The sequence below is a fragment of the Bacillus sp. FSL R7-0166 genome, assembly GCF_038008935.1.
GTDB lineage: Bacteria > Bacillota > Bacilli > Bacillales > Bacillaceae > Bacillus > Bacillus altitudinis.
Map to the genome: position 1 here is coordinate 2,314,612 of NZ_JBBPAC010000001.1, position 19,479 is coordinate 2,334,090.

A 19,479-nucleotide genomic window follows, 5' to 3' on the forward strand; every position below is an offset into this window, starting at 1 on the left:
AAAGCCATCTATCCACACAGGATAGATGGTTTCTTTTAGACTCGTGCAGCCATATCAGTTTCGATTTGCTCTAGGCTTCTTCCTTTTGTTTCGACTAAGACAAAGCGCGTGAACAACAGGCCAATTAAGCAGATGACCCCAAATGAGGAGAAAATCACGCCAAAGCTGAATTGGTCAGCCAAGATAGGGAACACAAGCCCAACTGCTAATGATCCCGTCCAGTTAAAGGCAGAGGAAATGCCTGCTCCAATACCCCTAACAGAAAGTGGGAAAATTTCACCGATGATAATCCATGTGATCGGTGCCCATGAGAAGGCATAGCACAAAATAAAGCAGCAAAGTGAAATCAATGTGACCCAGTTTAATATGCCTTCACTTACTCCGAGCGCACCTAATGCCGCTGGTGCAAAGAAAGACAGGGCCATCCCCGTTCCCCCAACTGTGAGAATCGTTCGGCGGTCGAACCGGTCGACGAATTGTAAAAAGATCACGGTCGTCACAACAAATATGACTCCAACAATGACGGTAAAACCTGCGGCAACTTGCGGAGCAAGACCTACATTTCTTGCGATACTCGTTGCATAATACACAATGGAGTTCGCCCCCTGTATTTGCTGGAGTGTCGCCATTCCGACCCCAATAAAGAGAGCCATACGGAATTTCTTTTGAAATAATTCACGAATGCCTGAGCGTTCTTCTTTTGCCACTTCTAAAATTTCTTGCATTTCTGCTTCAATCTCTTCACGTGAGGAACGAAGTGATCCTAATACTTCACGTGCCTTATGAGCCATTCCGTGTTTAATTAAATATCTTGGAGATTCAGGAAGTTTCAGCATGCCAATATAAAGCACGATCGCAAATAATGCAGCACTTCCCAGCATCCAGCGCCAGCTGTCTGGAATGGGCTCAAACACAAATGCGACGATATAGCTAAGCAATAATCCACTCACAATCATCAGCTGATTCAGGCCAGACAATTTCCCGCGGATTTTAGCTGGAGCGATTTCAGACATGTAAGCAGGCACGAGCGATGAGGCTGTCCCTACAGCTGTTCCTAAGAAAATCCGGGCAATGGTTAATGAGATTTCTTCTGGTGCAATGGCTGAGCCAAGCGCACCGACAAAAAAGATAATCGATGACACCAAAATGAGCTTTCTGCGACCAAACTTATCCCCCATCAGACCGCTTAAAATGGAACCAATGATCGCCCCGCCCATTAATGAAGAAACGACGATGCCAAGCCATAACGGGCTGAGCTGAAATTCTTCCTGAATGTGCCCTTCCGCTCCTGCGATAATGCCAATATCATATCCAAATAAGATACCTGCAAAGGACCCGAAAAAGAAGATAAATTTACTTGATACTTTTTTCTCCAAGTGGATGACCCCCCTCACTTAATAAACCGCTTTCATTTCTCCCTGCCATTCTACCGTTCACAGTAGAATGCATTTCACCCTTCTTTATAAAACCACATATTCTGCATTCACAAGCTTTGCAAAATGAACAATTTGATCAACCGTTAAATTGAGAGATACGACTGTATGATGACCTCCGCCGTGCTTAATCCATGCTTTGACGCCATCTTGAAAGTTCGGTTTGATTTTCCAGAGGACTCGTGCCACCGGTAAATGTGGTGCTGCTTCCTGCGGCTCAAAGGCTTCCACTTCTTGAATCAGCCATTTGAAATGTGTTCCAAAATCAGCAATGGAGACAACAACGCCCTCGCCTGCTTTTCCATCAAACACAAGACGTGCTGGGTCTTCCCGGTTTCCAATGCCTAGCGGAGACACGACAATGACAGGTTTTGTATGTGCAAGCGCAGGATCTACTTCTAACATATGAGATTGCAGCACTGCTTCCTGACCAGAGGTCATTTCATATGTGTAATCTTCCATAAAACCTGTGGATTGATGATGGCTCATCACCTTTAATAAACGATCCAGTGCGGCGGTTTTCCAATCCCCTTCACCCGCAAAGCCATATCCCTTTGCCATCAGCCGCTGAACTGCTAAACCCGGAAGCTGCTTCATGCCATGTAGATCTTCAAAGTTTGTCGTAAAGGCATTGTAGCCGCCTTCATCTAAGAAACGTTTGATGGCAATTTCATATCGTGCTTGCACTTTTACACTTTGTTCCCATTCTTCTGCCGAATAGCTCCCATAATCCACGTCATATAAAGTTAAGTACTCAGCAAATAGAGCATCAACTTCTGCTTCTTCCACGGCATTTACATAATTAACAAGGTCGCCTATTCCAAAGTAATCAACGGTCCATCCCAGCTGGATCTGCGCTTCAATTTTATCTCCTTCTGTCACCGCAACGTGGCGCATATTGTCACCAAACCGAGCCACTTTGATGTGGAAGCTCTCATGATAGGCAGCCGCAACGTCCATCCAATCAGCGATTTGCTGCTTCACCTCCTGCTTCGACCAATGACCTGCAACGATTTGGTTTTGCTTATTTAAACGTGCATTGATATAGCCGTACTCTCTGTCTCCATGTGCCGATTGATGGAGATTCATATAGTCCATATCAATCGTGTCCCACGGAATGTTTTCATAGTATTGCGTGACGAGATGCAAAAGAGGCTTTTGCAAAAGAGACGTACCACGTATCCACATTTTTGCTGGAGAAAACGTATGCATCCAAGTCATCACACCGATGACCTCATCACGATAGTTGACCTCTTTCATCAGCTGTGTGATTTGATCCGCACTAACCGACAGTTCCTGCAGAATAATTGGATAAGGCAGCAAACCGCTCTCATTTAAGGCATCTGTTATCTTTTGCGCATCTGCCTTCACTTGCTTTAGTGCCTCGTCCCCATATAAGTGCTGTGAACCGACGACAAACCAACATTCTTTCTTCTGACTTGTTAACATAGAAATCCCTCTTTTCTTTATCTTGAAGGTTTTTGTCCGTAATACGCATGTGTTCCATGTTTTCTTAAATAATGTTTATCTAAAATCACCTGCGGAAGAGGCTCCGCATATTCGTTCAATTGCTTTGCAAACAGGTTCATTTTCGCTACTTCATCTAAAATGACACTGTTCGTTACCGCACTTTTTGCATCTTTTCCCCACGTAAAGGGACCATGACCTTGCAGCAAAATACCAGGAACCGCCATGACATCTATCTGTCTTTTCTCAAACGTTTCAATGATCAGGTGTCCTGTTTCCACCTCATACCCGCGATTCACCTCTTCTTCTGTGAGAAATCGAGCGCACGGAACAGGTCCGTAAAATGTATCGGCATGTGTTGTGCCCATTGCTGGTAAATCAAGTCCAGCTTGCGCCCATACCGTTGCCCACATCGAATGGCTATGTGAAATGCCGCCAATTTCCTCAAAATGTTTGTAAAGAACAGCATGTGTGGCAGTATCGGAAGAAGGATTGAATTCTCCCTCGACCACTTGACCGTCAAAATCGACCACGACCATGTCTTTTGCTGATAATTTGTCATACGCTATGCCGCTTGGCTTAATGACAAACAGTCCACTGTCACGATCGCACGCACTGACATTGCCCCATGTAAATTTCACAAGTCCGTACTTTGGCAGATCTAGATTCGCTTGAAACACTTCTTCTTTTAACCGCTCTAACATACAGGTGCCGCTCCTTTCTGTGGCGTCAAATGTTCTACTGCCGCCTTTTCTATCGGGAGTCCTTCTTGATAGCGCTTTATAAATTCCTCAAAACCTTTAACATCCAGTGGATCAGGATCAATAAGCTCTTCTAATGTATGGGCAAACACTTGATGCTTGAGAAAATGGCTCAGTGTTTGCTGCTGGTGATTGAGCATATATGAAGCAAGGACCGCCATCCCAAACGCACCGCCTTCTCCCGCAGTTGATACGACGGATACAGGTGTCCCGAGTGCAGCAGCGACCATTTTTTGCCCAACTATGGGTGTTTTAAATAAACCGCCATGTCCTAGTAAGCGATCAATCTTGACTTGTTCATGTGCTTTTAAACGATCCATCCCAATTTTCATTGCGCCAAATGCAGAGAAGAGATGCGTCCGAATGAAATTAGCAAGGGTAAACCGGCTTTGAGGAGATCTAACAAAAAGAGGTCTTCCTTCTTTTAGTCTCGTAATATTTTCACCAGAATAATAGCCATAGCTTAAAAGCCCGCCCCCATCATGATCTGCTTCTAAAGCTTGATTTAATAGAGTTTCGTACAATCTTTCTGTTTCAACTGGCTGACCCATTGCTTCAAACGCTTCTCTGAATAGATTCATCCAAGCGTTGAGGTCACTTGTACAATTGTTGGCATGAACCATCGCGACTGGCAGGCCATCTGGTGTCGTGACAAGATCCACTTCTGGGTACACACCTTTTAGATGATGCTCTAACACAATCATGGCAAATACAGATGTCCCAACTGAAATATTCCCAGTTCTCTTTTCCACACTGTTTGTTGCGACCATTCCTGTTCCTGCATCACCCTCTGGTGGGCAAAAAGGGATACCTGGCTGCAACTGTTTGCCTTGGTCTAAAATCGCTGCTCCAGCTGCTGTTAACACACCAGCTTCTTCGCCTGCTAAATAGACGCGCGGCAAAAGATGACGAAGCTTCCACGGATAGCCTTTTTCTTCAATCAATGCTTCAAATTGATGAAGCATCACTTCGTTGTAATCCTTCGTTTTTTCATCAATGGGGAACATTCCCGACGCATCGCCAATTCCGATGGCCTGCTTCCCTGTTAGCAGCCAGTGAATGTAGCCGGACAAAGTGGTCACATACTCTAACCGGGACAGATGTTTTTCCTCTCCTAATATCGCTTGATATAAGTGAGCGATGCTCCATCTTTCTGGAATATGAAATTGGAATACATCTGTCAGCTTTTGACTCGCCTCGGTCGTTGTTCCATTCCGCCACGTTCGAAACGGGACGAGGACTTCTCCTGTATGATGACAGGCGACATAGCCATGCATCATCGCAGATATCCCGATGGAGCCAATGGTTTGAATCGTCACCCCATACAATTGTGCAGCCTGTTCTTTCATCTGACGGTACGCCACTTGAAGACCTGTAATGATTTCAATTAAATTGTACGTCCATATTCCTTCTTGAAGAGAACTTTCCCATTCAAATGCACCTTGCGCAATTGGCTGAAACTCTTCATCTATTAAAATCGCTTTAATTCGTGTGGAACCAAATTCAATGCCCAAAGATGTCCGTCCTTCTCTAATGGCTTTGGCCGTCTTTTCACGATTCATTTTGTTCACCTCCAAGATGATAGCGGTTTCAAATATCTTTTTCGTTTGATTCATCTTTACCTGTGCACAAAAACAATATAATATTTGTACGTACATATGTCAATAATAAATATAATTGTGCATACAAAATTAGACAAAAACTTTCATATTCTCTAAGGAACAGACGATAGACACTGTAAGCGCCTGTTTTTGATTAAGCAACCATGTTAGAATATGTCCATACAAGTTCTTCTCAACCCGAGTAGAGGATCAACTGTGAAAGAAGTGAAACGATGAAAAAGAAGTACCAGATCATTATAGATGATATAAAAAGCAAAATACTGACAGGAGATTACAGGATCGGGGAGCGTATTCCAACCGAATCAAGCTTACAAGAGATGTATCAAGTAAGCCGGCATACGGTGCGAAAAGCCATCTTGGAATTATCGAGTGAAGGTTTTTTACGAAGTGAAAAAGGCTCAGGCACATTTGTCACCAATCAATATCAAACAAAACCTGCTGGACATGCTCATATGAAAACGATTGGCGTCATCACCACATACATATCCGATTACATTTTCCCGTCGATCATTCGGGGCATCGAAAGCCGATTAAATGAAGAGAACTATTCTTTGTTACTGGCGAGTACGAATAACGATGTGGAGCAGGAGAAAAAAGCTCTTGAAATGATGCTGTCCTTTGGTGTGGACGGATTAATTGTCGAACCGACAAAAAGCAACTTATATAATCCAAACATTTCGTACTACCTATCCTTTAAAGAACAGGATGTCCCGCTTATTATGATCAATGCCTACTATGAGCAGTTAGAGGTCCCCTTCCTTTGTTTGGATGATGTAAAGTCCAGCTATTTAGCGACAAAGGAGCTGATCACCTCTGGGCATCAGCACATTGGACTGATTTCAAAAACAGATGATTTACAAGGAAAATATCGAATGAAAGGCTATATTCAGGCACTCGGTGAAGCGAAGCTGAATTTCCTACCAGAGCATGTCCTTTTTTTCGATACAGAATCGAAGCAGTATTTAGGGGATCATATCAAAACCTTTTTACAGGCGCACCAGCACGAGCTGACCGCCCTTGTTTGCTATAACGATGAGGTAGGATTAGAAGTAGCAAATGTATGTAGTGAAATGGGTTTATCTATTCCAGATGATCTTTCCATTATTGGACAGGATAACTCGTATATTGCCCAAAAAAATGCCCATGTGAAACTGACAACGCTGACACATCCTCAAGAGCAAATGGGACGAGATGCGGCAGACTGGATGATTAAAAAAGTACAAGGGAAAAAGAATCTCCCTGATCAAACATTTTATGAGCCTGAACTCGTTCCTGGTGAAACGATTAAAGAGCTGAACACAAGAAAAAATGAGCCCTCTTCATAGGAGGCTCATTTAGCTTTAGGCTCTTGTTCAAGCATATTCATCACATCATAGGCAATTCGGTCGGGAGAGTCTTGCGTGATACGATTGCGATAGTTAGACAAGACGACCACTCCTGTTTTTGAATGTGGGCGGAAGCCCATGAAGCTGGAGAAACCAGAAGTTGCACCATTATGGCAAATCAATCCCGTATCATCTATGACCCACCCGAGTCCCATTGACATGTTTTTCCCTATCTTCACCTTTGGCTCGTGGGTCATTTTCCATGGAGAAGCGGCGTCTGCACTCATGTGTGCAGAGAGAAATGAAAGCAAATCAGTGACCGTCGACCGAATCGCACCAGCCCCTTGATAGTCATGCATCTGAAGCGGAGGAACCTCTTTTCCATTCTCTTGATGACCGAGGATCATCTTCTCTTTGACGTCCTCCTTGATCGTAATAAAGGTGTTCGATAGTTTCAGCTCATCCACGATATATTCAGTCAGCAGCTCTTCATATGTTTTGTGAAGAGACCATCCCATGATCAACCCGAGGAGTCCCATCCCTACATTGGAGTAACGAGATGGGTATTCTTTTCGCTCATTCCATTTTTTCGAGTGTAACAGTTTCATTAATTCATCAAGGGAGTATTGACAGTACATATCTCTTCTCACTTTTGGAAGGAACCTTAGTTGTAAATCTCTGAGAAAACGATATGAAGGAAGTCCAGACGTATGGATTGCTAGCTGTTCTATTTGAATGGGGTGATTCTTTCTTATTTCAGGACAATACAGTGAAATGGAATCGTCTAGCTTCATCTGCCCTTTTTGAATCATGCTTGCCAATATACTTGTCGTAAAGACTTTTGAAATAGAGCCGATTTCAAAAATGACCTCCTCAGGCTGGACGCGCTGCCGTATGGGGTGATCTCCGAAATGAAAAACATGTCTTTCTCCTTGATGAATCAGTCCGATCACAAGCAGTGCCTGTTTCTTTTTCTCCGTATAAGAAGAGGCAATTCGCTGTACTTCTTGTTTGAGCATCATCAATGGATCATCATCCTTCCCCTTCATTTTGATCTACAATCAATTGATCTAGCTTTGTATAAATGGATGTCAATGTGTTGATCTCTTCGAGGCTTAATTTTGAAAAGTATTTTTCAATGATCGCAAGTTCTATCTTTCTCATATTCTCCAAGTACGTCTTTGCCTTTTCAGAAAGTTCAACGTGCAATTCCCGACGATTTTGCGGGTTGATGCTGCGGCGAATCCATTCTTTTTTTTCAAGCGTGTTTAATAACTGGCTCACAGCACTTTGGGTGATGCCTAGTTGCTGAGCAATTTGAATAGGCGAGCTTCCCCCTGTTCGCTCTACGAAATCAAGGACAATATGCTGCTTATCAGTTAACTCATCTACAAATAATTCTTCAAACTCTAATCGGAGCTTTTGATGAATGCGCGCTTCGATTTGGTTTAATTCTTGGATCATCGTTGTTTTGGATGTCACTGTCATCACCTTTATAATTAAGATACCTTAAGTATAAAGGTATCTTTATGATTAATCAACAAAAATCCCTATCTTTTATCAAAGATAGGGAAAATGCCGATTATACTTCTTCTTTAGGTGAAGGTACTGCACATACGCCATCTGCACATGCTTCTTCAAATGAAGCATCAGCCGCTTTCTCCGTTTGCGCTGCCTCTTCTGTCCAAGCCGTTTCAAGTGCACGAAGGAACGTATCTGCTGGCTGTGCACCAGCAACCGAATATTGATCATTGATCAAGAAAAAAGGCACAGCAGAAATCCCGAGCTGTCTTGCTTCTTTTTCGTCTTCTCGCACATCGTCTGCAAATTCTTGCCCGTTTAGAACCTTCTGTACTTCGTTCTGATCAAGGCCTGCTTTTTCTGCGATATCTAAAAGGGTTTGACGATCACCAACATGCTTTCCATCTGTAAAATACGCTTGAAACAGCTCACCCATGACGAGATCGCCTTTTCCCATTTTTCCAGCATATTGTGCGAGCTGGTGGGCATCAAAGGTGTTTGTCAAAACGAGTGGATCGAATTGAAAATCGATTCCTTTCTCCTTGCCCGCCTGTTTCACCTGTTCATTCATCGCGATGGCCCGGCTACGGCTCATGCCATATTTTTTGACAAGCATATCATGCACATCATAATCCACTGCAACAGGTGCATTCGGATCAAGCTCAAAGCTTTTAAACTCTACTTCTACCTGTTCTTTATGAGGGAATTGCTCAAGCGCTGTTTCCAACTGTTTTTTCCCTATATAACAAAAAGGACAGGCGATATCTGACCAAATTTGCACTTTCATCTTCATCTTCCTTCCGTTGCTTACGTTTTTTCTTTCAAGATGTAACTATTATAGTTACATCTTATCCTTTATGTCAAGTGATCCTTCTTTTTAAGTTCCATGTATTAAAAAAACCTTTCCTTCAAAAAAGGAAAGGTTTTCATCACGGCTATTCTAAATTCGCATGGTGACCGTACATTTTATGGGTGTCGAGCTCTTTCATTTCCATCAATCTCAAGATGACCGCATCGTACATAAGAAGCAAAGTTTGCTCAAATAATGAGCCCATCGGCTGAATCGTATGATGGTTTCCTTCATGTTGATCCTTTGGCGCACCTGACAGTAAGATGACTTCATCCGATAGATCAGCTATAGGTGACTCAGTTGAAAGTGTGAACGACGCCACGCTTCCGCCAATCGCCCTTGCCTTTTTCGCGAGCACAAGCAGCGTCTCTGTTCGGCCAGAACCGCTCCCTACAATCAATAAATCCTCAGATGTAAAAGCAGGCGTATTCGTTTCACCGATCACATAAGCTTCGAGACCAATATGCGTGAGTCTCATCGCAAACGATTTTCCCATCAAACCAGACCTGCCAGCCCCTGCGACGAAGACCTTTCGAGCCGCTAAAATGCTTTTGACAAGCTGCTCTGCTTGTTCGTCTTGAATCGCGGGCGAGTGCTCAGAAAGCTCGCTTAGAATCGCTCTCACATAGTCACTTGTTTTCATGATTGTGCAATCAACTGCTTCATTTGCGCAGCCACTTCTGCTTTATTGTCTTGGCTCGCTATGCCGCCGCCGACAATAATCAAATCAGGGTTTAATTTGACGACTTCAGGCAATGTATCAAGCTTAATACCGCCTGCAATCGCTGTTTTTGCCTGTTTGACCACTTGTTTTATGGTCATGAGGTCAGCAAATGAGTTTTGACCAACCGCTTGCAGGTCATAGCCTGTGTGCACACAAATATAATCTACCCCAAGCTCATCAAGCTCTTTCGCGCGGCCGGCGATATCTTTGATCCCAATCATATCGACTAAAATTTGTTTCCCTCTTGCTTTTGCTTCCTTCACCGCTCCTTGGATAGACATATCTTCCGCCGCCGCAAGAATAGTCACAATATCCGCTCCAGCCTCGGATGCCTGCTGCACTTCATAACCGGCAGCATCCATAATTTTGAGATCCGCCAGCACACGTAAATTCGGAAACGCCTGTTTGACTTCTTTTACAGCACGAAGTCCTTCGTTGATCACAACAGGTGTCCCAATTTCCACCACATCAATAGACGCTTCTACTTCTTTGATCAGCTCGATCGCTTCTGGTATATTCACTAAATCTAACGCTAATTGTAATTTCATGAACGTTCACTCCCGTTTTTTCATCTCATCTTCAAGAGCTCCGTGAATAGGGCTTCTTAAACGATGAAATGAGTATAACAACAGGATGGAAGCAATCCAAGTACGCACTTTTTTTTTACATACTATACTTTTTCGCATATGGTTACAAAAAAGACACTGTCTTTTCGACCAGTATCTAAACGTACTGACAAATCCTCGCATTCGGTGTCAAGTCTGTGTTGTGATGCCGCTCCAGTACTCGTCCTTCCTAAACTGCAAAGGTTTTCAAGTCACGCTGAAAAGAAAACAAAGAGCTAAAATAAAATGATTTTAGCTCTTTGTCTACATCTATCGTCTTTCTATTTATCATCCTTTAAAAAATTGCTGTCGAGATATTGTTTTCCCCAATCATACATCGCCTCTAAAATTGGCATTAAGCTTTCTCCAAGTTCTGTGAGAGAGTACTCAACCTTTGGCGGAACGACGGGATAAACCTCCCGGTGCACAATGTGATCTTCCTCTAATTCTCTTAGCTGATTGACAAGCATTCTTTGCGTAATCCCAGGCATTAACGACTTTAACTCACCAAACCGTTTTGTCCCTTCTCTGCCAAGGTGCCATAAGATCAGCATTTTCCACTTCCCGCCAATAATATTCAGCGTCAGCTCTTTTTCGCAATTGAACACTTTATTTTCCATTCTTGATGACAACGACATACACTCCTTTAATCTCAAACCACTTTATCATATACTGCGGCAAAATGGATTGCCCTAGCATACAGTCTTTATTATTGATTTTGTTTTTTGACGAAAGCCATCACAGCCTTTGTCATCTCTTGCGCTTCTTTTGGCGCTCTGTCAGATCCAAACCATTTATTTAAATCACTGTGGCTCAGCGAATGAACCCGAAACACAAACCGTGAGCCTTTCTCATGATTCAGTTTTTCTGCAAATCGGTACACCTCAGGATTTTCCCAGCCTGTGACCAAATAAACAGGCGGTACATTCGTTTGATTCATATAAGTGACCGGTGATGCTTTTGTCCAGTTTTCCTCTTGTTTGCCAAAGACTTTTTTGTACGATGGAATGGCTTGTATAAATTGATTGATGTTTAACGGTCCATCTAAAATCACGATAGAATTGATCGTTTTTGGCGACAGCCCCACACGTTTTAAGTAAGTCGAATCTGTAGCAACCAATGCCGTCAAATGACCGCCCGCTGAGTGACCCATGACATTGATTTTTGACGAATCGATTTGATATTCATCTGCATGATCCTTGACCCATTTAATAGCGCTTGCCGTATCATCTGCCATCTGCTCGAAGTTGGCATCAGGGTGAAGCCTGTAATTCATTGAAACAAACACATACCCTTGACCCGTAAAATAATCGGCCTTTGAAGCGACTCTATTCTTATCGCCGCCTGTCCAGCCGCCGCCATGGAGATAGATCATGACTGGATGCTTCTTCTTTTTGTCTTCATCTTTTCCCTTTGGCATATATATATCCAGTGTTTGCTGTTTGTTTTGTGTGTCTGCATAATGGATGTTCGTCGTCGGCTTAGGCTGGTTGAAACGGAACACAAAGAATGCGCATACCAATAATCCAGCGATGACCGCCGCAAATAAGAGCCATTTCATGATTCGATTCAATGTCATTGCACCTTTCTGTGTTGGGATGGGGAAGTATGATTCGCACATATGTAGAGCGACTAGCCCGATTCATTTGATACGACTTGTATGACTTGAACCGTTTGACAGTAAAAAGAAAAATACTGTTCTTCATAATCTTCGACAAAGTAATTCAAATATTCCCAGCCTCTATCCAAAAGTTGAATGTTCAAAAAAAGATAGGAATCGTTTGTTAACTCCAAATCTTTGATTTGAACAGAAGAGACGTTGGTAAATTTCAGATGAATGTCTGCTTTATGGGTTGCAGATTCGTATGGGATGTGTAGATGAATACAGTTGATCAAGTCGTAATGTTCATTATACTCTTTAAAGTAGTGAAATTCATTGATTTGCTTTAGATGGTTGATATTGAAATCAGGGATTTGTTTCTGGATTTTTTCATTTAAAAACCATGTCATCGTTTATCCTCCAAGAGGTTATTGTATAAATGCAATGATTCGTTTTCTTGTTTCTTCATAGTACTGGATATAGGAATGTAATAAAGGATACGATTCAAGGATGTGTTGAAACGATTTGATTTGAGGGTATTGCTCTTCAAATGACTGACGCAGCACGTTTAACTGTTTTTTCGGTATTCGTTTATGATCGACCACATAACTTAAGCTGCCTGCAACAAGTGAAAAAAACATATAAAAATCATCTGAGTACATACCGGTTTCTTCTTCAAAAGAGACGATTTCATCTGGATAAGATGAATCTAATAAGTATTGATAACGTTGTTTTAAATCATCGAATAAACCTTGTTTATCACGGCTGATTCTCATGGTTTTTCCCCAATCTCTCATTATTTTTAATTCTTATTTAGACGCTAATGAGATCTTCCTATACACTGCAAATAAATTCTTGTGAATCGAAACATACGTTTTTCGATTCTATTGCGAGTAACATCCCATTGATGTTAAATAGAAAATTTGCATTTGAATCAAATTCTTCAAGAAGTACATTTTTAAGGTTCCCTATCCCATTAGGATGGTAACTACATTCAAAAATTTGCCAATTCATCTCTTCTTGTATCAATTCTTCAAATCTATCATTACCTTCACCCCCATTATAATAAAGACTCGCCACATTCATAAATCGTATTTCATGTTGAGTAACTTTATTTAATTCTGATACTTTTACGCTCAGTACTAATTCTTTATGAAACAAATCAAATGTGACTCCAAGTACATTACAACCACCATCTAGATAATCGATCCATTTTTGTACACTATTAAACATCTCATTCACTCTCCTATTTTTTCAGGATGAACTCTATTCTTATCGTGTCACGGAGTTTGTAAATATTCTTCAAATGAAATAAAGTCCGCTTTTTTTCGAAATTCGCTTAAGATTTTCTGATCTCCTGTAAAAATAACATCTGTCGAATCAAAAAATCCGATTTCAAACACGGCTTGAGGGATAACGGGTGTATAATTTACGTTCCAATATCGTTCATTATCTTCAATTTGAGGTATTGAAATAATATTCAAATGATCTATATGACGAGGCAATGCGGTCAAAACAGCGAAAATAAAAGAATAAGAATAGTCATGTAAGAATTTTTTGAAATGTTCACCCTTCAGAAATAAAAAATCCGTATAATCCGGCATGACTTCTGAATGAGATTGATTATTCCGATCATGAAGCATTGGGAGTGTCACATCACTTATGACCCAATGATACTCTTCTACGTTTAAATTGATTTTCTTTATTAATTCATTTACTTCGAATAGATTTTCCTCTTTTGCTAATACGATTCTCATTACTTGCTCCACCTCACCGATTTAAAACATCAGACGAAACTAAAAATATTCCACAGTATCAAAATCTGACCATAATCTCCAGTCAGTGTTCGTGTTTATATTTACAATGCATGTTGGATCTTGATAGATCAAACTCTTCGCAACCGATTGAAAAAAAGGAGATTGACTAGGGAGTTGGCTATGCGTTTCTGGATGAAACCATGATTCAGTTGTGTAGAGCGGTTTATCATATACATGCTGAACGATGTCAAATTGTTCTTGATCTGTCATCCATAAACTATCCAGCAAATCTTGATGTTTGGCCATTTCTCTTAACAAAGTAATCCATTCATTTTCCTCTGTTACATCAGCTTGGCATGACTCTGGTATTTGAACATGAAAATAGTCTCCATTTAATCTAATCCGTAAAGGATGCTTTGTGAACCCATGTTCTATCTCATCATCATCTATTATTTCATGATGATGATCCACGAAATCAAAAAGCTCATCCAGTAGAAAATTGATTGATCCATTCTTCAAATCATGACCAATCGCAAAAAAATCAATAGACGGTCCTACCTTCGATAAACCGAATAATTGAATCGTGATCAGCCAATTTTCCTCTCTAGTAAATAGAGAAAGCTTCCCTTTGGCAAAATCAAAGTTCCCATTATCTAATAATGGAAACTCTTTATTTAGAAAAGACTCATCTAGTATAGATAACACACTGTCTATTTGATTCATGTCTTCCTCCTTATGAAGTTATTTCATTCTACGTTTGTATAATTTCGAATCAGTTCTTTTTTAAAATCATCAGGAAGTTTTTGATTCGGAAATACAACTGAAATCCAGCCTAATACAATCTCATCTAAAATTCTCCACGTTTTTAACAATTGTTTATTCATTTGTTCTAATTGAAGAATCGCTAGTACTCCTATCTCATAACCTCTGTCGCCATAAATGATCCATTTCGCAGAAGGGGAAACCCATATCACACGTGAAGCAATATCCATTATGCTATCATTTACACTCTCTATCGGATAATCCGTTAAGAGATCGAGGTAATCACTTGGAGTAAGGTTTAACGGTACTTTCACCCAAGGATAATAACCAAAATCATGATAATAATCATCCATGCTCTTCTGCTCATCTAATACAGCCATGAGTATATAGTCATCATGATGATTCAAAGCTAAACCTTTTAACATTTCCCAACCATCATCTGATAACAACCAATGGAATTCTTCGAATAAATAATGAGGGGTTTTCGTTTTCAACACTTGATCAGGGAATGTCTTCGTACTGTGAATGAGCGAATGAACAAACGATAGAACATGTTCAAATTCTTTTGGATCGGATATAAACAAATGTTTCACTTTATGCTCCTTTCATATCTTCGGGTAAGTCTATCATCAGTCATTAATAATCCATTTCACCGCTTGTAACATGACGCATAATGAGAGAGCATTTGAGTGTAATAATCATTGAATGTTTTTTGATCCTTCAATAATCCTTCAAACCAATTTGCTAAAACAGGGTGATCCATTGGTTTCCACCCTTCTTTTAATAACCTATTTTTCACAGAATCTTTTGTTGATACCATTCCTATGATACAAATTTCCATATCTCTATCTGCCCAAATCGCCCACTGCAAAGAATGAGCTAACCAGACAACTATATTCGAATGCGTGATTATATTATCCGCTATGGAACCTTTTGGGTGCATCCATAGTGCATTTACATAATCCTCACCTGAAATGTTCACACTCGCTTTCAGCCAATGATAATAACCAAATTCCTTCAAATAATATGCGGTTGGATCTGGTTGAAGGACTGCAGTCAAAAATTCTCTATCTTGTGTAACAGTTGATAACTCTTTTATGGTTGGTAAAATATCATCACTCAATGCCCAATCAAACTCTTGAAACAAAAAACAATCAAATGTCTTACGAAAAACTTGTTGTGGCAGCTCTTTACTTGTTTCAAACACATGGTCTACTAAATTCTGATAGAATTTGAATTCTTTTTCTGAACGAATAAATAAATCTTCAAGCCGTTTCAAACAACTACCTCCACTCTTGTCGAACTAGTAGTTTTTTAATTCTTCCTCTATATCTTCTTTTAATGTTTGAATTTCAATTGACAACGAATTATTTCGATTATAGAAAATGGACGGATTGATTCCATCTGCTAACATTCCCGGCAGCCACTCTTCTATAAAATCGTCTAAATCAATCATTTCTGGCACTGTTTTTTCCCATTGGTCGATCGCACAATAAGCGGCATGTTCCTCTGTCGGCCAAAAATGAAGCTGCGGTACACGATAATCATCCTCTGACATCACCCACCCCTTCTCGTTTCTTAATGACCAAACCTCTTCAAAATCAACAATCTTTTTGATGAAATAGTCATAACACTTTTTCGCAGGTAATTGCATGGTGGTTTCTAATTCTTTCGGATGCATAGACATTGCGTCACGCCTTTTATTTATAAATGGGCTTAATCATAAGAATTTAGCAAGCTCATACATAGGAACTATTTGTATTCTTCTAACCAGTCATTCAAATCATCTACAGAATGTAAGTAAGAATTAGGTGAATCTTTCAAATCAATTCCACTTAAAAGAATCAGCATATCCCAAACTTCATCATCGTCTATTTCTGGATCGTCTGCAGAAACGTAAATTTCAGCCCAATCAGACACTTGTTCTCTTGTGATCGTCCCCTTTAAGACATTTCGTATTTTATTTAAACAGTCTAGCATTTTTGGTTCAGCCATTTATTACACCATTCCTTTCTCAAAACTCATTTTACGCTGTAAACTGCCTATATTTCATATTTAATAATATCCTCCATTGACATACCTTTAAAATATAAAGTAAGAATGTTTTTAATAGTGTATTCGCTACGTATACCCATCGGGTTAAATATAGTCTTAGCCGTTTTTGGATCAGCAACCTCTAAGTCCATAGCAGGTGTATCGGAACCTTCTTTACCCTCGCTTACGTAATAATTTCCATTTCGGTATTCCACGAATTTCAGATTTTGAAGATCCTCTTCTTTTATAAAATCTTGATTTATTTTTGTGATGACTTTCCATGAACCACTTAAAAAGCCTGTCAGGCCTGTATTTGCAACGAATAGTCCTTTCTCTTTTTTTATCAATTGTTTTAACTCATTTTTTTCTATTCTTTCATCAACAAACAAATCATAGTATTGGATTAAAATATCATCATATTGATTTTTCCCCTCACCCGAAATGATCAAAGCATAGCTCAATTTCCCAACTTCTTTTAATGGGAGTTCAAATATAGCTCCTGGTTCTACTTTACTTAAAGTTTTTACTTTTTTAGTTGTTATTTTAATATCCGTTACTTCTTTGTCGTTTAAATCATCAAAATAGTGACTACCTCCATTGTTTAAAGCCATCATAATTGTCAAAAGCATCTCATCAATCGTTGGCTTTCTCTTCAAATGTTCCTCAGTCATTTCATAGAATTGTTCAATCGCTTCTTCAAAAATATCTAATCCATCATCACCAATTATGATGTTCTTTTTCTTATGTACTTCTTCCCAAAAGCCCATTTAGAATACCCTCCTTATATATTGGGTTCTTTATTTTCTCATTTTGATTTATCACGATAAATGTATACTTGTATAAACTGTTTTATTTGCACGTTTGAAAAGTGCCACTTCATGATCAGTTAGCCACTTTAGCTCTCTCATGTGATACGAAATGTCTTCTAAATAGATATCGGTTTTAGCAATTAATTTTTTATTTAAGATATTTCTTTTATTGTCTTCAACTACAAGATAAAGAGTAAACTGCTTTAAATCTAATTCAATCAGAGGATATGCTTTCTTTGTTTTATCAGGACTTAATTTTCTTTATATTCCTTTTCTTTCATTTTTTGAAATGCCGCTTTGACTTGCTGACTTTCCCAATTTTTCAGTTCACACAGATAGAGCATCGCTTTTTCCAAAGTGTCAGCTAAGATCTTTTTCTTATTTATTGCATGTTCAAATTCACTGTAACAAAAGGGTACTTCTAGCTCATACGTATTTTTTAAAAATAACATGTTAGGTTCTTCTTTTGAGGTACTAATTAATTTGTAGTCTTTAAAAGATCCACATATCAAAACAATAGCCTCACAATCTTTCGTTTGAAATTTCTTTTCTAATTCGTATAAAAACATTTCAGTCATACAAAGAGATTGACTAGCTAAAATTCCACGATCGTCATCTGACATTAATTGTATATTTTTCAAATGCACTGCTTATAAGCCTCCTAATAAAATTTTAATCACCTTAGCCTTGAATGTTTGCTTATATTATTCCTTTGCTTTCTTTACTGCAAATGCTCTACTTTATCTTGTTCCCATTGAAGCACCATTTCTCTTCTTTTTAGACCGGTTGAAAAAATCCTAGCTGCTTAGAAATTGAAGAATTTCTGTTGCTTCTTCATAAAGTTCATCAATTAATGGTAAAATCATTCCCCGCAAATCTGCTTCATTTTCAAATTCTATTAAATCTCCTTTTTTGCTCACGAGATTATTCGATACACAAATCCAAATATCGAGATGGTCTATACAATAACCTTGATCACCTTCTTCACCATCATGAAGCTCTTCACCATTTAGATATTCTACTGAAAATATATGGATGAATGATATCCTGTTGTAAAACAATCTGAGACTTGAATTTCTCTCCCTCTATATTTTTTTCCATATACGAATCTTCCAAATTCAGCATTGATTGTTAAACCTAAATCTTTAAATTTTGCTTGTTTTTCTTTCACTAGATTCAGTGCGATATTTGTTATTTCTTTTTCGATATCTGCGATAGATTCTTTGGTCATTGTGTTTAATTTAACTTTCTTCAATTTTTTCACCTCAATTACTGTAGAAACTCAAATGATCTTTAAAGCAAACAAACCTCCTACTGATAAAGTGGAGGTTTGTTTGCTAAACGATAGAAAGCTATATTGCTTACTTTTTGAAATACTACTATTCCATAAGGCTTTTAAAACAAATCATCTTTATCAGCTGACCCTCATGATAGATGCCTATATTTCGTATTTAATAATATCTTCCATTGACATACCTTTAAAATATAAAGTAAGAATACTTTTAATAATGTATTCGCCATACATACCAATCGGGTTAAATATCATTTTAGCGGTTTTTGGATCAGCAACCTCTAAGGACCTAACAGGTGCATCGTGACCTTCTTTACCCTTGCTTACATAATAATTTCCATCTCGGTATTCCACGAATTTCAGATTTTGAAGATCCTCTTCTTTTATAAAATCTTGCTTTATTTTTGTAATGACTTTCCATGAACCACTTAAAAATCCTGTCAATCCTGTACTTGCAACAAATAGTCCATTCTCTTTTTTTATCAATTGTTTTAACTCACTTTTTTCTATTCTGTCATCAACAAACAAATCATAGTATTGGATTAAAATATCATCATATTGATTTTTTCCCTCACCTGAAATGATTAAAGCATAGCTCAATTTTCCAATTTCTTCTAACGGGAGTTCAATAATAGCTCCTGGTTCTACTTTACTTAAAGTTTTTGCTTTTTTAGTTGTTACTTTAATATCCGTTACTTCTTTCTCATTTAAATCATCAAAATAGTGGCTGCCTCCGTTATTTAAGACCGTCATGATGGTCAAAAGCATCTCATCCATCGTTGGCTTTCTCTCCAAATGTTCCTCAGTCATTTCATAAAATTGTTCGATCGCTTCTTCAAAAATATCTAACCCGTCATCACCGATCATAATGTTCTTTTTCTTATGTTCTTCTTCCCAAAAACCCATTTGAAAGCACAC

25 protein-coding genes are annotated in these 19,479 nt (G+C 39.3%); 1 reads left to right on the forward strand and 24 read right to left on the reverse strand.

Annotated elements, in window-relative coordinates:
- Positions 1-35 precede the first annotated feature (35 nt).
- From NST01_RS11960 to NST01_RS11975, 4 genes are all read right to left on the reverse strand, one after another.
- Complete coding sequence (locus NST01_RS11960; protein WP_007501378.1) at positions 36-1,376, reverse strand: sugar porter family MFS transporter; 1,341 nt, start codon at positions 1,374-1,376, stop codon at positions 36-38.
- Positions 1,377-1,460: 84 nt separating this feature from the next.
- The gene (gene araA / locus NST01_RS11965; protein ID WP_254000672.1) at positions 1,461-2,882 is read right to left on the reverse strand and encodes an L-arabinose isomerase; all 1,422 of its coding nucleotides are present in this window, start codon (positions 2,880-2,882) and stop codon (positions 1,461-1,463) included.
- A 17-nt stretch (positions 2,883-2,899) separates the two neighbouring features.
- Positions 2,900-3,604, reverse strand: coding sequence for an L-ribulose-5-phosphate 4-epimerase (locus NST01_RS11970; protein WP_007501382.1), 705 nt, complete (start codon positions 3,602-3,604; stop codon positions 2,900-2,902).
- Entirely contained in the window at positions 3,598-5,223 is a 1,626-nt protein-coding gene (locus tag NST01_RS11975; RefSeq protein WP_254000673.1) for a xylulokinase, read from the reverse strand. Before NST01_RS11975 ends, NST01_RS11970 begins: the two co-directional genes overlap by 7 nt.
- Before the next feature lie 272 nt (positions 5,224-5,495).
- Between NST01_RS11975 and NST01_RS11980 the strand changes: the two genes are divergently transcribed.
- Positions 5,496-6,608 (forward strand): GntR family transcriptional regulator, encoded by a 1,113-nt coding sequence (locus NST01_RS11980; protein WP_254000674.1) that lies wholly within the window; start codon positions 5,496-5,498, stop codon positions 6,606-6,608.
- A 5-nt stretch (positions 6,609-6,613) separates the two neighbouring features.
- Here the strand turns inward: NST01_RS11980 and NST01_RS11985 are convergent, their stop codons facing one another.
- The 20 genes from NST01_RS11985 to NST01_RS12080 form a co-directional block, all read right to left on the reverse strand.
- The gene (locus tag NST01_RS11985; protein ID WP_272511838.1) at positions 6,614-7,630 is read right to left on the reverse strand and encodes a serine hydrolase domain-containing protein; all 1,017 of its coding nucleotides are present in this window, start codon (positions 7,628-7,630) and stop codon (positions 6,614-6,616) included.
- Between the two features lie 10 nt (positions 7,631-7,640).
- Complete coding sequence (locus NST01_RS11990) at positions 7,641-8,096, reverse strand: MarR family winged helix-turn-helix transcriptional regulator (RefSeq protein WP_340969079.1); 456 nt, start codon at positions 8,094-8,096, stop codon at positions 7,641-7,643.
- Between the two features lie 94 nt (positions 8,097-8,190).
- Positions 8,191-8,916 (reverse strand): DsbA family oxidoreductase, encoded by a 726-nt coding sequence (locus NST01_RS11995; protein WP_341041946.1) that lies wholly within the window; start codon positions 8,914-8,916, stop codon positions 8,191-8,193.
- A 148-nt stretch (positions 8,917-9,064) separates the two neighbouring features.
- Positions 9,065-9,622: a 6-phospho-3-hexuloisomerase gene (gene hxlB / locus NST01_RS12000; RefSeq protein WP_052321112.1), complete on the reverse strand. Its 558-nt coding sequence runs from the start codon at positions 9,620-9,622 to the stop codon at positions 9,065-9,067.
- A complete protein-coding gene (hxlA, locus tag NST01_RS12005) occupies positions 9,619-10,251 on the reverse strand; it encodes a 3-hexulose-6-phosphate synthase (RefSeq protein ID WP_024718772.1) in 633 nt (210 codons plus the stop codon). Before hxlA ends, hxlB begins: the two co-directional genes overlap by 4 nt.
- Positions 10,252-10,589: 338 nt before the next feature.
- Positions 10,590-10,946: a winged helix-turn-helix transcriptional regulator gene (locus tag NST01_RS12010; RefSeq protein WP_012010675.1), complete on the reverse strand. Its 357-nt coding sequence runs from the start codon at positions 10,944-10,946 to the stop codon at positions 10,590-10,592.
- Between the two features lie 71 nt (positions 10,947-11,017).
- The gene (locus tag NST01_RS12015; RefSeq protein WP_035390910.1) at positions 11,018-11,887 is read right to left on the reverse strand and encodes an alpha/beta hydrolase; all 870 of its coding nucleotides are present in this window, start codon (positions 11,885-11,887) and stop codon (positions 11,018-11,020) included.
- A gap of 53 nt (positions 11,888-11,940) precedes the next feature.
- Positions 11,941-12,318, reverse strand: a complete 378-nt coding sequence (locus NST01_RS12020; RefSeq protein WP_081114544.1) for a hypothetical protein — start codon at positions 12,316-12,318, stop codon at positions 11,941-11,943.
- Positions 12,319-12,336: 18 nt separating this feature from the next.
- Positions 12,337-12,684, reverse strand: a complete 348-nt coding sequence (locus NST01_RS12025; RefSeq protein WP_255835832.1) for a YxiJ-like family protein — start codon at positions 12,682-12,684, stop codon at positions 12,337-12,339.
- A 58-nt stretch (positions 12,685-12,742) separates the two neighbouring features.
- On the reverse strand, positions 12,743-13,141 hold the full coding sequence (locus NST01_RS12030; protein WP_255835831.1) for a YxiG family protein: 399 nt from the start codon (positions 13,139-13,141) through the stop codon (positions 12,743-12,745).
- 47 nt (positions 13,142-13,188) lie between these two features.
- Positions 13,189-13,665 carry a hypothetical protein gene (locus NST01_RS12035; RefSeq protein WP_017358069.1) on the reverse strand — a complete coding sequence of 159 codons (477 nt, stop codon included), beginning with the start codon at positions 13,663-13,665 and terminating at the stop codon, positions 13,189-13,191.
- Positions 13,666-13,704: 39 nt separating this feature from the next.
- Positions 13,705-14,388 (reverse strand): DUF7003 family protein, encoded by a 684-nt coding sequence (locus tag NST01_RS12040; protein WP_046344065.1) that lies wholly within the window; start codon positions 14,386-14,388, stop codon positions 13,705-13,707.
- Between the two features lie 23 nt (positions 14,389-14,411).
- Entirely contained in the window at positions 14,412-15,020 is a 609-nt protein-coding gene (locus NST01_RS12045; RefSeq protein ID WP_017358071.1) for a hypothetical protein, read from the reverse strand.
- Between the two features lie 56 nt (positions 15,021-15,076).
- Positions 15,077-15,706, reverse strand: coding sequence for a hypothetical protein (locus NST01_RS12050; protein WP_056705355.1), 630 nt, complete (start codon positions 15,704-15,706; stop codon positions 15,077-15,079).
- A 24-nt stretch (positions 15,707-15,730) separates the two neighbouring features.
- Entirely contained in the window at positions 15,731-16,114 is a 384-nt protein-coding gene (locus NST01_RS12055; RefSeq protein WP_322535883.1) for a DUF2750 domain-containing protein, read from the reverse strand.
- A gap of 65 nt (positions 16,115-16,179) precedes the next feature.
- On the reverse strand, positions 16,180-16,422 hold the full coding sequence (locus NST01_RS12060) for a DNA-binding protein (RefSeq protein ID WP_254000679.1): 243 nt from the start codon (positions 16,420-16,422) through the stop codon (positions 16,180-16,182).
- A 47-nt stretch (positions 16,423-16,469) separates the two neighbouring features.
- A complete protein-coding gene (locus NST01_RS12065; RefSeq protein ID WP_008342601.1) occupies positions 16,470-17,228 on the reverse strand; it encodes an Imm26 family immunity protein in 759 nt (252 codons plus the stop codon).
- 293 nt (positions 17,229-17,521) lie between these two features.
- The gene (locus tag NST01_RS12070; RefSeq protein WP_235633541.1) at positions 17,522-17,917 is read right to left on the reverse strand and encodes a hypothetical protein; all 396 of its coding nucleotides are present in this window, start codon (positions 17,915-17,917) and stop codon (positions 17,522-17,524) included.
- Positions 17,918-18,288: 371 nt separating this feature from the next.
- Positions 18,289-18,525 carry a hypothetical protein gene (locus NST01_RS12075; RefSeq protein WP_235633542.1) on the reverse strand — a complete coding sequence of 79 codons (237 nt, stop codon included), beginning with the start codon at positions 18,523-18,525 and terminating at the stop codon, positions 18,289-18,291.
- 183 nt (positions 18,526-18,708) lie between these two features.
- Complete coding sequence (locus NST01_RS12080) at positions 18,709-19,467, reverse strand: hypothetical protein (RefSeq protein ID WP_254000680.1); 759 nt, start codon at positions 19,465-19,467, stop codon at positions 18,709-18,711.
- Positions 19,468-19,479 lie beyond the last annotated feature (12 nt).